Annotated in this window: 15 protein-coding genes; 5 read left to right on the plus strand and 10 right to left on the minus strand. The window is 68.5% G+C overall.

The features are described from left to right. The first annotated feature begins 186 nt into the window (after positions 1-186). The 4 genes from AC069I_RS24330 to AC069I_RS24345 all read left to right on the plus strand — a co-directional run bounded on the left by AC069I_RS24330 (position 187) and on the right by AC069I_RS24345 (position 3,101). Positions 187-813 carry a LysE family translocator gene (locus AC069I_RS24330; protein ID WP_478266459.1) on the plus strand — a complete coding sequence of 209 codons (627 nt, stop codon included), beginning with the start codon at positions 187-189 and terminating at the stop codon, positions 811-813. Next, positions 810-1,430 carry a LysE family translocator gene (locus AC069I_RS24335; protein ID WP_478229702.1) on the plus strand — a complete coding sequence of 207 codons (621 nt, stop codon included), beginning with the start codon at positions 810-812 and terminating at the stop codon, positions 1,428-1,430. Before AC069I_RS24330 ends, AC069I_RS24335 begins: the two co-directional genes overlap by 4 nt. Positions 1,431-1,491: 61 nt before the next feature. Then, on the plus strand, positions 1,492-2,151 hold the full coding sequence (locus tag AC069I_RS24340) for an LPXTG cell wall anchor domain-containing protein (protein WP_478266460.1): 660 nt from the start codon (positions 1,492-1,494) through the stop codon (positions 2,149-2,151). A gap of 77 nt (positions 2,152-2,228) precedes the next feature. After that, positions 2,229-3,101 carry a trypsin-like serine protease gene (locus tag AC069I_RS24345; RefSeq protein WP_478266461.1) on the plus strand — a complete coding sequence of 291 codons (873 nt, stop codon included), beginning with the start codon at positions 2,229-2,231 and terminating at the stop codon, positions 3,099-3,101. Here AC069I_RS24345 and murA read toward each other — a convergent pair whose 3' ends face one another. Beyond that, positions 3,102-4,376, minus strand: a complete 1,275-nt coding sequence (murA, locus tag AC069I_RS24350) for a UDP-N-acetylglucosamine 1-carboxyvinyltransferase (RefSeq protein ID WP_465367979.1) — start codon at positions 4,374-4,376, stop codon at positions 3,102-3,104. Positions 4,377-4,437: 61 nt separating this feature from the next. Here murA and AC069I_RS24355 point away from each other — a divergent pair, with 61 nt between their 5' ends. Further along, entirely contained in the window at positions 4,438-5,010 is a 573-nt protein-coding gene (locus AC069I_RS24355) for a cob(I)yrinic acid a,c-diamide adenosyltransferase (protein ID WP_478229698.1), read from the plus strand. Positions 5,011-5,091: 81 nt separating this feature from the next. Here the strand turns inward: AC069I_RS24355 and AC069I_RS24360 are convergent, their stop codons facing one another. From AC069I_RS24360 to AC069I_RS24400, 9 genes are all read right to left on the minus strand, one after another. Further along, positions 5,092-5,244 carry a hypothetical protein gene (locus tag AC069I_RS24360; protein WP_478229697.1) on the minus strand — a complete coding sequence of 51 codons (153 nt, stop codon included), beginning with the start codon at positions 5,242-5,244 and terminating at the stop codon, positions 5,092-5,094. Positions 5,245-5,333: 89 nt separating this feature from the next. Continuing rightward, positions 5,334-6,569, minus strand: a complete 1,236-nt coding sequence (gene aroA, locus AC069I_RS24365) for a 3-phosphoshikimate 1-carboxyvinyltransferase (protein ID WP_478266462.1) — start codon at positions 6,567-6,569, stop codon at positions 5,334-5,336. Between the two features lie 75 nt (positions 6,570-6,644). Beyond that, the gene (locus tag AC069I_RS24370; protein WP_039915170.1) at positions 6,645-7,079 is read right to left on the minus strand and encodes a DUF2550 domain-containing protein; all 435 of its coding nucleotides are present in this window, start codon (positions 7,077-7,079) and stop codon (positions 6,645-6,647) included. Between the two features lie 25 nt (positions 7,080-7,104). Beyond that, entirely contained in the window at positions 7,105-7,470 is a 366-nt protein-coding gene (locus tag AC069I_RS24375) for a F0F1 ATP synthase subunit epsilon (protein WP_016336851.1), read from the minus strand. 114 nt (positions 7,471-7,584) lie between these two features. Next, on the minus strand, positions 7,585-9,009 hold the full coding sequence (gene atpD, locus AC069I_RS24380) for a F0F1 ATP synthase subunit beta (RefSeq protein WP_038508936.1): 1,425 nt from the start codon (positions 9,007-9,009) through the stop codon (positions 7,585-7,587). Further along, a complete protein-coding gene (locus AC069I_RS24385; RefSeq protein ID WP_478229695.1) occupies positions 9,009-9,953 on the minus strand; it encodes a F0F1 ATP synthase subunit gamma in 945 nt (314 codons plus the stop codon). The genes atpD and AC069I_RS24385 overlap by 1 nt, the downstream gene beginning before the upstream one ends. An 11-nt stretch (positions 9,954-9,964) precedes the next feature. Next, positions 9,965-11,602 (minus strand): F0F1 ATP synthase subunit alpha, encoded by a 1,638-nt coding sequence (gene atpA, locus AC069I_RS24390; protein WP_478229694.1) that lies wholly within the window; start codon positions 11,600-11,602, stop codon positions 9,965-9,967. Between the two features lie 54 nt (positions 11,603-11,656). Beyond that, a complete protein-coding gene (locus AC069I_RS24395; RefSeq protein ID WP_478229693.1) occupies positions 11,657-12,478 on the minus strand; it encodes a F0F1 ATP synthase subunit delta in 822 nt (273 codons plus the stop codon). Positions 12,479-12,484: 6 nt separating this feature from the next. Next, positions 12,485-13,048, minus strand: a complete 564-nt coding sequence (locus AC069I_RS24400) for a F0F1 ATP synthase subunit B (protein WP_478229692.1) — start codon at positions 13,046-13,048, stop codon at positions 12,485-12,487. Positions 13,049-13,078: the final 30 nt, after the last annotated feature.

Genomic DNA, 13,078 nt, shown 5'->3' on the forward strand with positions numbered 1-13,078 from the left:
GAGATTTTGGAGAAGAAGGGCCTGTTGGGGTTGGGGGGGGGGGGGGGGGGGGGGGGGGGGTTTGGTTTCCCCCCCCAACCCCCCCCCCACGACCCACCCGGCCCAGCGGCTACCGCGGCCGCGGAATCGTGACTGTGACCGAAATCCGCGAGACTCGCCCGTGCCCGGCGTCTAGCGTGGGTGACCGTGACGTGGAGTGCGTACAGCAGCTATCTGGTCATCGTCGTCCTGATCGTCCTCGCGCCGGGGCCGGACACGATGGTGATGCTCAAGAACTCGCTCTCCGGCGGCACCCGCGGCGGCTTCCTCGCCACGGCCGGGATCTTCGTGGCCAACGCCGTCCAGGGCACCGCCGCCGCGCTCGGCCTCGGCGTCGTGATCGCGCAGTCGCAGCCGGTGTTCGTGACGCTCAAATGGGTCGGCGCCGCATACCTGGTCTTCCTCGGTTTCCAGGCGTTGCGCGGCGCGTGGCGGGGCGACTACTCCGGTGTCACGGCGGTGAAGCAGCAACGATCGAGCGGATTCCGCCGCGTCCGTGAGGGCTTCCTTTCCAACATCACCAACCCGAAGGTGCTCGTGCTGTACCTCTCGGTGCTGCCGCAGTTCCTCGACCCCGTGACGACCTCGGCGTGGCACGCGCTGCTGCTCGCGTACACCGTCGCGGTGCTGGGCGCGGTCTGGCTGCTGACGCTGTTGTTCTTCGTGCATCGCGTGCGGGCCTGGCTGGAACGCCGCAAGGTCCGGCGCGCGCTCGACGGCGTCACCGGGACCGCGCTGGTCGGTTTCGGCGCGGCTTTGGTGCTCGAGTCATGACCTGGGGTGTCTACGGCGGTTTCGCGCTGATGATGCTGGCGCTGGCGCTCGTCCCGGGCCCGGACAACATGGTGGTGCTGAAGAACGCGCTGTCCGGCGGTGTCCGCGGTGGCGGCTGGGCCTGTTTCGGCATCGGCGTCGCGAACCTCGCGCAGGCGACCGCGGCGGCGCTCGGCCTCGGCGCGGTCATCATGAACTCGCGGCCGGTGTTCGAAGCCGTGAAATGGGCGGGCGCGGCCTACCTCTGCTACCTCGGCGTCCGGGCACTGATCGGCGCCTTCCGCGGCGACTACGGCCTGCTCGCCGAGACCGCCGCCGCCCGGAGCGGATTCCGCCGCTGGCGGGAGGGTTTCCTCTCCAACTTCACCAATCCGAAGGTCCTCGTCCTGTACCTGTCGGTGCTGCCGCAGTTCCTGACCCCGGGCGTCACCGGCACCGGGGACGCCCTGCTGCTGGCCTACACGATCGCGGCGGCGGGCACCATCGCCCAGCTTCTGCTGCTGTTCTTCGTGCACCGCGTCCGGGCCTGGCTGGAACGCCGCAAGGTCCGGCGCGCGCTCGACGGCGTCACCGGGACCGCGCTGGTCGGTTTCGGCGCCGCTCTCGTCCTCGAGTAACCCCTTCGGTCGTTTACGCGATACTCCGGATGTCGCAATGGCGCGACCTTAGGAGGCTTCGATGAACAAGAAGACCTACGGCGTTCTCGCCGGAGCCGCCTTCTCCCTCGTTCTTCTCGGCGCGGCCCCCGCCGACGCCGGTGAGCGCGGCAACGGCGTCGCCCCGCCGGGACGCGCCCAGGACACCACCAAACCGCAGCCTCCGTCCAAAGCGGACTTCTCCGGGCACGGCGCCAACAAGCGCGGGCCCTACGACTCGACACGGGACGGCTCACCGTCGGCCAACGGCAACGGCGGTGGTGAAGCGGCCGGAAAGCCGTGCGCGGGCTGCGTCGGCAAGGCCGACAACAAGAACCCGCCCGGACAGCTGCCCGGCGGCTCGGATGCCAACGCGGGTTACGAATGCGACCGCAACCACGGCGTCGGGCGCGGCAATCCCGCGCACACCGCCTGCGTGCCGGACCGGACACCGCCTGCCTCGAACCCTCCGGCCGAGACTCCCCCGCGCGGGGGACCGCACAGCGGGGGCGTCCGTCCCGCGGCCGTGCCGGTAGCGGTCCAGGGCGAGGCCGTCACGCCTCGGCCCGTCAGCGCGGTCGCGAGCCCGCCTTCGCTGGCTAAGACCGGTTTCGAACTCGAACCCGTGCTGCTGACCGGGCTAGGTTCGCTGGCCGCGGGTGCCGCGCTGTACGCGGGGACCCGGCGGCGCAGGGACGCGTGACTACTTTCGGCGGATGACTTTCGGGCGCCCACCACATTGAATCCCGTCTCCAGAAGCACGAGACGAGGAGGCCCTTCGTGAGGTTCACCCCCGCCGCCACCGTCGCGGCGATGGCCGCCGCCCTGCTGCTGGGCGGCGCCACCGCCGCGCCCGCGATCAACTCCTACAACGCCACGCCCGCACCGGAGCGCACCGAGGTCGGTGCCCTCGTCGCGACCTGGGACAACGACGGCGACCCCGCCACACCCGACCGGGTCGACTGGGTGTGCTCGGGCACGATGGTCGACGCCGACACCTTCCTCACCGCCGCGCATTGCACCACCGATTGGCCGGCCAACGTGCGGTTCTTCGTCTCGCTCGACCAGGACGTGCAAGCGGGTCTCGACGCGGCGGCGAAGAAGTACCCCGGCGACCCGGCGGCGATCGCCAAGGCCGTCGCGGTGGAAGGGGTCGCGCACAACGAGCCCGGATACCCCGGCAACTCGGCCGACTCGCACGACATCGCCGTCGTCCAGGTGCCCGCGAAGCAGGTCTCCGCGCGCTGGACCTTCACTCCGGCCACGCTGCCGAGCGCCGGCCAGCTCGACGCGCTCGGGCCACAGGCGCTGAACTCGACGCCGTTCGTGGTCGCCGGCTACGGCACGCAGGAGGCCGTGAACGCGCCGGGCGGGCACACCCATCCGGGCGGCGGAGTCCGGATGAAGGCGCCGGTCACCTTCAACGCGCTGAACAACACGTGGGTGCGGCTGGCGATGACAGCGCCTCAGGGCAACGGCGGCGCCTGCTACGGCGACTCCGGTGGGCCGAACTTCGCCACCATCGGCGGCAAGCGCGTCCTGGTGTCGACGACCATCACCGGCGACGGACCCTGCTTCGCCACCAACGTCACCTACCGGCTGGACTCGCCGACGTCGCGTGACTTCCTCGCGCCGTTCGTCGCCCTGCCCTGATCAAGCCCGGTCAGGCTCCCCGGCCACGCGCTCGATCCTGGCACCGAGCCGGTTCAGGTTCTCCACGAAGTGCGGGTAACCGCGGTCGATGTGGAAGACGTCCCAGACCTCGGTGACGCCGTCCGCGCAGAGACCGGCCAGCACCAGCCCGGCACCGGCGCGGATGTCCGCGGCCCACACCGGAGCACTCGAGAGCTTCTCCACGCCGCGCACGACGGCGTGGTGGCCATCGGTACGCGCGTCGCCGGAAAGCCGCATCATCTCTTCGATGAACCGGAACCGGGCCTCGTAGATGTTCTCCGTGATCATCGACGTGCCTTCGGAGACCGCGGACAGCGCCACCGCGAACGGCTGCAGGTCGGTCGCGAAACCGGGGTACGGCAGCGTCACCCAGTCGACCGCCTTCGGGCGCTCGTTCTGGACGATGCGGAAACCCTTGTCGCCGAACGTCTCGACCTCGGCGCCCGCCAGGCGGAGCTTGTCGAGGACCAGGTCGAGGTAGTGCGGGTTGACGCCGCGGACGGTCAGGTCGCCCCTGGTCATCGCGGCGGCGAACGCCCAGGTCGCGCCGACGATCCGGTCGCCGATCACGCGGTGCTCGGTGGGGTGCAGCTTCTCGACGCCCTCGACGGTGAGGGTCGAGGTGCCCGCGCCTTCGACCTTCGCGCCCATCTCGGTCAGCATCGTGCAGATGTCGACGATCTCGGGCTCACGCGCGGCGTTGTCGATGACCGTGGTGCCCTCGGCGAGCACGGCGGCCATCAGGATGTTCTCGGTGGCGCCGACACTCGGGAAGTCCAGCCAGATCTGCGCGCCGCGCAGCCCGTCGGCCTTCGCCACGACACAGCCGTGCTCGATGGTGCTGGTGGCGCCCAGCTTGCGCAGTCCGTTCTGGTGCATGTCCAGCGGACGGGAACCGATGGCGTCACCGCCCGGCAGCGCGACGACGGCCTGCTTGAGCCGTCCGACCAGCGGACCCAGCACGCACACCGACGCGCGCAGCTTGCCCATCGCGGCCGAATCGGCCCGGTGCGACAGCTCGGCCGGAGTGGTGATCTTGGCGGTGTCGCCGTCGATGACGACGTCGCAGCCGACACTGCGCAGGACGTCGCCCATCAGGGGGACGTCCAGGATCTGGGGGCAGTTCGTGATGGTCGTCGTACCCTCGGCCAGCAGGGCCGCGGCCATCAGTTTCAGGACGCTGTTCTTGGCCCCGACCACGTCGACCTCGCCGACCAGCCGTGCTCCGCCGTGCACGTCGAAGTGCTCGCTCATGGGCGCCAATCATGCCCTCTCGCCCGGATTTGCCTTACGCCGGGCCGGTAGAGTCGGCTTCATGGTCGTACGCATCAACCGCGTGTACACGAAGGTCGGCGACAACGGCACCACGGCGCTCGGCGACGGCTCCCGCGTGCCGAAGACCTCGCCACGGCTGGGTGCGTACGCCGACGTCGACGAAGCCAACTCCGTCATCGGGCTCGCGCTCGCGATGGGTGGTCTCCCCGAGGAGATCACGCAGGTGCTGCGTGCGGTGCAGAACGATCTCTTCGACGTCGGCGCGGATCTGTGCGCGCCGATCGTGGAGAACCCGCCGTACGAGCCGCTGCGGATCACCGAGCGGTACATCGAGCGGCTGGAAGGCTGGTGCGACGAGTTCAACGAGCGGGTGCCGAAGCTGACGTCGTTCATCCTGCCGGGTGGCACCCCGGGTGCGGCGTTCCTGCACCAGGCCCGCACGGTCGCGCGGCGGGCGGAGCGTTCCGGCTGGGCGCTTTTCGAGGCCGAGCAGGCCACGACCAATCAGCTGGCGATCAAGTACCTGAACCGGCTCTCGGATCTGCTGTTCATCCTGTCCCGGCTGGCGAATCCGGACGGCGACATCCTGTGGCGGCCCGGCGGCGCCTCCTGACGACGCGATCCGGCACCTGGTCGCGGTCGTCGCGTGAGCGATCACCGCGACCAGGTGCCGGATCGCGTGATGGGTAGGAGTTCAGCCCTGTTCCTGTGCTGCCCAATAGCGCTCGAGGTCGACTTCGGGCGTGCCGTCCTTGCCCGGGTCGATCGCCTTCATCGTGATCGTGTCCTCCAGGGACACGGCCTCGGGAAGGTGGCTCCAGCGGTTCGTGTCCTCGCTCTGAGTCATATGCCGAGAATAGCCGCGCGGCATACCGGAAGGCCGGTAGAAATGCCGCTTCGTGATGATCCCATGTTTCCGCGGGCGCATTCAGAGGACTAAGTGCCCCAGGAAGCCCGCAGTGAAGCGAGAGCGTCGTGGAAACCCGGGAACGTCTTCTTCACGCAACCCGGGTCGTCCAGCGTGATCCCCGGCGTCCGCAGCCCCGTGACGCTGAACGACATCGCGATCCGGTGATCCCGACGGCACTTCACCAGCGTCCCCGTCGGCACACCCGGCTGGATCTCGATCCAGTCCCGCCCCGTCTCGACCGAGACACCCATCGCGCGCAGGTTCTCCTCGCATGCCGCGAGCCGGTCGCATTCCTTGATCCGCGTGTTGTAGACGTCCTCGATCCGCACCGGCCCGTCCGCGAACGGCGCGATGGCCGCGAGCGTCGGCACGGTGTCGGAGATGTCGCGCATGTTCACCGTGACGCCGCGCAGCCCGCCCGTCCCGGTCACGGTCACGGCGTCCGGGCCCACCTCGACGTCCGCGCCCATCTGCCGCAGGACTTCGACGAAGGCCAGATCTCCTTGCAGGGCACCGTCACCCAGGCCCGGCACGGTCACCGAGTTGCCGGTCAGCGCGGCGGCCGCGAAGAAGTAGCTGGACGTCGAAGCGTCGGGCTCGATCTCGTAGTGGCAAGCCCGGTACGGCGTGGGCGGCACGACGAACGTGTCGCCGTCCCGGACGACCTCGACGCCGAAGCGCCGCATCATCGCGATGGTGATCTCGACGTAGGGCACCGAAACGAGGTCCGTCACGGTGATCCGCAGTCCCTCGGACGTCAGCGGCCCGACCAGTAGCAACGCGGTCAGGAACTGGGAGGACAGCCCCGCGTCCAGCGTCAGCTCCCCGCCCTTGATCCCGTCGGCCCGCACGACCAGCGGATGGTGCCCCGGCGAGCCTTCGAAGGTCAGGTCGACGCCCAGCTCCTGCAACGCGTCGGTCAGCGGCCCCAGCGGCCGGGCGCGCATCTGCTCGGAGGCGTCGAAGCGGAAGGTGCCGTGCCCGGCCGCGGCCAGCGCGGGCAGGAAACGCGCGGTGGTGGCACCATCGCGGCAGAAGACGTCGGCGCTGTCGACGGCGGGCCCCTCGGGCCTGCCTTCGATCGTCCACTCCCCGTCAGTGCGGGAAACCTGGTAGCCGAGCTTGAGAAGGCCTTCGGCGAAGCCCTCGGAGTCATCCGAACGCAGCGGCCTGCCCAGCACGGTCGTCCCGTGGGCGGCGGCCGCGAGGAACAGGCCTCGGGCGGTGATCGACTTCGAACCGGGGATGTCGACGATGGTCACGGCGTGAGCATACGGCGTGCTCGAACGGCGAACTCGCGTGCTCAGAGACGGGACATGCGTGCTTGGGGGCGTAACTCAGGAGGCGCGTGGGAGGCGGCGGCCCGGCGGGGCCGACTCCAGCCAGGAGAGGAAGCCGGTAAGGGCACCGGGACCCATCGCGATCTCGATCGCCTCCTGCGTGGCGGACTCACACCGCAGGACGATCGAACCTTCGGGGACGGCGTACGCCTCCGTGCCGGAGGGATCGCGCCGGTCCGCGATCTCCATACTCGCCCGCTGGAAGACCCGGTCCGGGCCGGTCCGCAGGCTCCACACTCGGAACCAGACGAACTCGTCGCCCTCGTAGCGGCCCAGCCCCAGATGCCAGCTGGACCGCGCCTCGTCCGGACGCCACCGCAGGGCGACACTCACGCCACCACCGCGGCGCATCCGGACCCACCGCAACGAATACCAGGCCACGACGACGGCCAGGATGGTCAGGGCCCCGAGAACACCCACGGCGATTTCCACGGCCCGGCCCCTGTCCTTCGCCCGGTCAGACTGACTGACCGGCCGCGCGGAGCTGGGCGGTCGCCCTAGCCCGCTCTTGCTCGTCTTCGCCGGTCAGCGCCTTCTTGGCCGCGTCGACGTCGATCTCGTCCGAAAGCTCCGCGCTCTCGGCGAGGATGCTCACACCGGTCGCGGTGACCGACAGGAACCCGCCGTGCACCGCGGCGGTCACGGTCTCGCCGTCCGTGGTCGTCACCTTCACGACGCCACCCTCGACGAGCTGGCCAAGAACCGGCTCGTGACCGGCCATGATGCCGATCTCGCCCTCGGTGGTCTGCGCCACCACGAACGTGGCGGTACCGGACCACAGACGGCGCTCGACGGCTACCAGCTCGACAGAAATCTCAGCCACGTAGCTTCCCTTCACCTCAGGTGCTGGCACCGAGTGTAATAGTCAATGATCCCGGTAAGCGAACGACGGGACCAGCGTCCACAGTAGACACTGATCCCGCCGCTCATCGGAACATCACTTCTTGGTGATTTCCTTGTACTTCTTCTCGAGGTCTTCGAGGCCACCGATACCCAGGAACGCCTGCTCCGGGTAGTGGTCGAAGTCGCCCTTGGTGATGCGGTCGAAGGACTCGATGGTCTCCGACAGCGGCACGGTCGAGCCCGGCTGACCGGTGAACGCCTCGGCGACCAGCATGTTCTGCGACAGGAACCGCTCGATGCGGCGCGCGCGCTGAACGGTCAGCTTGTCCTCTTCCGACAGCTCGTCCATACCGAGGATCGCGATGATGTCCTGCAGCTCCTTGTACTTCTGCAGGATCCGGATGACCTCGGAGGCCACGCGGTAGTGGTCCTCACCGACGATGGCCGGGTCGAGAATGGTCGACGTCGACGCCAGCGGGTCCACCGCCGGGAAGATGCCCTTCTGGAACACGCCACGGGAAAGCTCCGTGGTGGCGTCCAGGTGGGCGAACGTCGTCGCCGGGGCCGGGTCGGTGTAGTCGTCCGCGGGGACGTAGATCGCCTGCATCGAGGTGATCGAACGACCACGGGTCGAGGTGATCCGCTCCTGGAGCTGACCCATCTCGTCGGCCAGCGTCGGCTGGTAACCCACGGCCGAAGGCATGCGGCCCAGCAGGGTCGACACCTCGGAACCGGCCTGGGTGAACCGGAAGATGTTGTCGATGAAGAGCAGCACGTCCTGGTTCTGCACATCGCGGAAGTACTCCGCCATGGTCAGCGCGGACAGCGCGACCCGCATACGAGTGCCCGGCGGCTCGTCCATCTGACCGAAGACGAGGGCGGTGTCGTTGATGACGCCGTCCTCGGACATCTCCAGGAAGAGGTCGTTGCCCTCACGGGTGCGCTCGCCGACACCGGCGAACACCGAGGTACCACCGAAGTTCCGGGCGACACGGGTGATCATCTCCTTGATGAGCACCGTCTTGCCGACGCCGGCACCGCCGAACAGGCCGATCTTGCCACCCTGCACGTACGGGGTCAGCAGGTCGACGACCTTGAGGCCGGTCTCCAGCATCTCCGTCTTGCCTTCGAGCTGGTCGAAGGAGGGCGGGTTGCGGTGGATGCCCCAGCGCTCGAGGTCCTCGCCGTAGCCGGGCTCGTCGAGGCACTCGCCGAGCGCGTTGTAGACGTGGCCCTTGACCTTGTCGCCGACCGGCACCGTGATGGGGCCGCCGGTGTCGGTGACCTCGGCGCCACGGACGAGGCCGTCCTGCGGCTGGAGCGAAATGGTGCGGACGAGGTTGTCACCGAGGTGGCTGGCGACCTCGAGCGTCACCGTCTTGCGGAGCTGCTCGAACTCGATTTCGACCTTGAGCGCGTTGAACTGGTCGGGAACGGAACCGCGCGGGAATTCGACGTCGACGACCGGGCCGGTCACCGAGACGATGCGCCCCTTGGCACGGGCTTCAGTACTGGTCATCAGTCATCACTTCCTGCTGCGGTGAGAGCGTTCGCCCCACCGACGATTTCGGAGATCTCCTGGGTGATCTGCGCCTGGCGGGCCTGGTTCGCCTCCCGCGTCAGCGTGTTCACCAGTTCGTTCGCGTTGTCCGACGCCGCCTTCATCGCGGTGCGGCGGGCCGCGAGTTCGGACGCCGCCGACTCGAGCATCGCCGCGAAGATCCGCGTCTTGAGGTACTTCGGCAGCAACGCGGCGAGCAGCTCCTCGGCGTTGGGCTCGAACTCGTAGCCCGGCAGCAGACCGGCGGACTTCTCGTTCTCGTCCTCGTCGTCGCTGTACTCGACTTCGAGCGGCGCGACACGCTTGGCGACCGGCCGCTGAGTGAGCATCGAGACGAACTCGGTGTAGACGACGTGGATCTCGTCGACACCGTCGATGCCGTCGGCGTTGCCTTCCTCGTCGTCCGCCCCGGCGAGGAAGGACTCGACGATCAGCTCACCGACCTCCGCGGCGTTGACGTAACCGGGCTGGTCGGAGAAGCCCGTCCAGCTTTCGGAAACCTCGCGGCCACGGAACCGGTAGTAGCTCAAGCCTTTGTTGCCGGTGACGTAGAGCTCGGGCTGCTTGCCCTGCTCACGCAGCAGCGTGAGCAGTTCCTCGGTCGCCTTGAGCACGTTGGAGTTGTATCCACCGCACTGACCCTTGTCGCTGGTGATCACGAGGACCGCCGCGCGCTTCGGGTTGGGGCGCTCGACCAGGAGCGGGTGGTCGAGGTTCACCGAGGCGCTGGCCAACGCGGAGAGCACCTTCGTGATCTCGTCCGAGTAGGGCCGCGACGCCGCGACCTTCGCCCGCGCCTTGGTGATGCGCGCGGTGGCGATGAGCTCCATCGCCTTGGTGATCTTGCCGATGGACTTGGTCGCCTTGATACGCGACCGGAGTTCTCGGAGTTGTGCGGCCATGAGCTATCAGCTCACTTCTTCGGTGCGGGCTTGTTGACCTTGACGGTCTCCTGCCCGACCTTCTCGGCGTCCATCGCGTCGGAGACCTCGACCAGGCTCTTGCCCTCGGAAGTGGTGAACTCCTTCTTGAACTCGTTCACCGCGTCGACCAGCCCGGAGGCGGTCTCGTCGGAGAACTTGCCCGATTCGCGGATGTCCTTGAGGAGCTCGCCGTGCCTGCGACGCGCGGAATCGATGAACTCGTCGCGGAAGCGGCGCACGTCCTCGGTCGGGACCGAGTCGAAGTGACCGTTCGTGCCGAGGTACACCGTGACGACCTGCTCCTCGACCGGGATCGGCGAGTACTGCGGCTGCTTGAGCACCTCGTACAGGCGGGCACCACGCTCGAGCTGCGCCTTCGACGCGTCGTCGAGGTCCGAAGCGAAGGCCGCGAAGGCCTCCAGCTCGCGGTACTGCGACAGGTCGATACGGAGCGAACCCGAAACGTCCTTCATCGCCTTGACCTGCGCGGCACCACCCACGCGGGAAACCGAGATACCCACGTCGATGGCCGGGCGCTGACCGGCGTTGAACAGGTCCGACTGGAAGAAGCACTGACCGTCGGTGATCGAAATGACGTTCGTCGGGATGTAGGCCGACACGTCGTTCGCCTTGGTCTCGATGATCGGGAGACCGGTCAGCGAGCCCGCGCCCAGCTCGTCCGAGAGCTTCGCGCAACGCTCGAGGAGACGGGAGTGCAAGTAGAAGACGTCGCCGGGGAAGGCTTCACGGCCCGGCGGGCGACGCAGCAGCAGCGAGATCGCGCGGTAGGCGTCGGCCTGCTTGGTCAGGTCGTCGAACACGATGAGGACGTGCTTGCCCTCGTACATCCAGTGCTGGCCGATGGCCGAACCGGTGTACGGCGCGATCCACTTGAAGCCGGCGGAGTCCGACGCGGGGGCCGCGACGATGGTGGTGTACTCCATCGCGCCGGCGTCCTCGAGGGACTTCTTCACCGCGGCGATCGTGGAGCCCTTCTGGCCGACCGCGACGTAGATGCAGCGAACCTGCTTCTTCGGGTCGCCGGTCTCCCAGTTGGCCTTCTGGTTGATGATCGTGTCCACCGCGACGGCCGTCTTACCGGTTTTTCGGTCACCGATGATCAGCTGGCGCTGGCCACGGCCGATCGGGGTCATCGCGTCGATCGCGGTGATACCGGTCTGCAGCGGCTCCGACACCGGCTGGCGCTCGACCACCGAAGCGGCCTTGACCTCCAGCGGGCGGCGGTCGGTGGTCTCGATCTCGCCGAGGCCGTCGATCGGGGCGCCCAGCGGGTTCACGACGCGGCCGAGGTAGCCCTCGCCGACCGGAACCGAAAGGACCTGCCCGGTCCGCTTGACTTCCTGGCCTTCGACGACGGTCTCGAAGTCACCGAGGATCGCGGCACCGATGGAGCGCGCGTCCAGGTTCAGCGCCACACCGAGGACCCCGCCGGGGAACTCGAGCAGTTCGTTGGCCATCGCCGAGGGAAGGCCCTCGACGTGGGCGATGCCGTCACCGGCGTCGATGACGACGCCGACTTCTTCCCGGCTCACGTCCGGGGCGTAACTCGAGACGTAGTTCTCGATCGCGCTACGGATCTCATCCGAGGAGATCGTCAGCTCCGCCATTTCAATCCCGCTCTCGCTTCGTTCGTGCCAGTGTGCAAAGTCGTTGTTATGGGTTCAGCTGGCCAACCGGCGACGCAGGGCGTCGATGCGCCCCGCGGTGCTGCCGTCGATGACCTCGTCGCCGACGCGGACGACGAGTCCGCCGCCCAGTGACGGGTCGACCTCGACGTGCAGCGCGAGCTGCCGCCCGTACAGGGCGTTGAGCTTCTCGCTCAGCCGAGCCTGCTGCTCGTCGGACAGCGCGCTCGCGCTGGTCACCTGGGCGACCGAGCGTTGACGGCGTTCCGCGGCCAGCCGGACCAACCGCTCGAGGGCATTGGCGACCCCGCGGCCCTTGGCGCGCAGGACGACCTGCTCGACGAGAGTCTCGGTGACCACGTCCACCTTGTCGGCGAACAGGGTGCGGACCAGCGTCCGCTTCGCCTCGGCGGGGGCGGTCAGGTCGGACAGGGCCCGTTCGAGCTCCGGCTCGCCCGCAACGATACGGCTGACCCGGAACAACTGGTCCTCGACCGCGTCGAGGTTCCCGGACTTCTCCGCACTGGTGAGCAGCGCCGAGCGGCCGAGGGCCTCGAGCCCGTCGGTCAGTTCGCGCGGGCTCGACCAGCGGCTGCCCGCCACGGAGTCGAGCACCTGCAGGGCCGGCTCGGAAACCTTGCCCGCGAGAATCCCGCGAGCGAGGCCGATCCGGGCGTCGGGCGTGGCCGAACCGTCGGCGACGGCCCGGCGCAGGCCGATCTCCCGGTCCAGCAGGGCGACGACCGAAAGCAACTCGTCGCCGACCGTCGCCGGGTCCGTACCCGCGGCGGCCAGAACCTCGCCGAGCCTGTTCTCGGCGAGGTCGAGCGCTTCACGGCTCGCAGCATGCAGCGTCATTCTGGTCTACTTCCCCGCTCCGAGACCGGCACCGTTGGTGCCCGCGGTCTCCAATTCGGCCAGGAACCGGTCCACGGTGCCGTGACGGCGCGCGTCGTCCGCGAGCGACTCGCCGACGATGCGGCTGGCCAGCTCGACGGAGTTACGGCCGAGTTCGGCACGCAGTTCGGCGATGATCTGCGCCTTCTGGGCCTGCAGCTGGGCCTGCCCCTGAGCGACGATGCGCTGGGTCTCGGCCTCGGCCTCGGCCCGCAGCTCCACCTTGATCTGCTCGGCTTCGAGCCGGGCGTCATCGCGGATCTTCGCGGCCTCGGAACGGGCTTCCGCCAGCTGCGCCTTGTACTGCGCGAGGTTTTCCTCGGCTTCGGCCTGCGCCTTCTCAGCCCTTTCGATGCCGCCCTCGATCAGCTTGCTCCGCTCCTCGTACATCGCCTCGAAACGAGGAACGACGTACTTCTTGAGCACCCACAGCAGCAGGAGGAAGGCGACGAACCCGAGGATCAGCTCGGGAATGTGCGGCAGGATCGGGTTGGGCGCCGTGGCGGCCAACACCAATTCGGTCTTCAGCACAACGTCTCCTTAAGCGAGATGAGCTAGCGA

Source organism: Amycolatopsis sp. NPDC043885, from assembly GCF_056435685.1.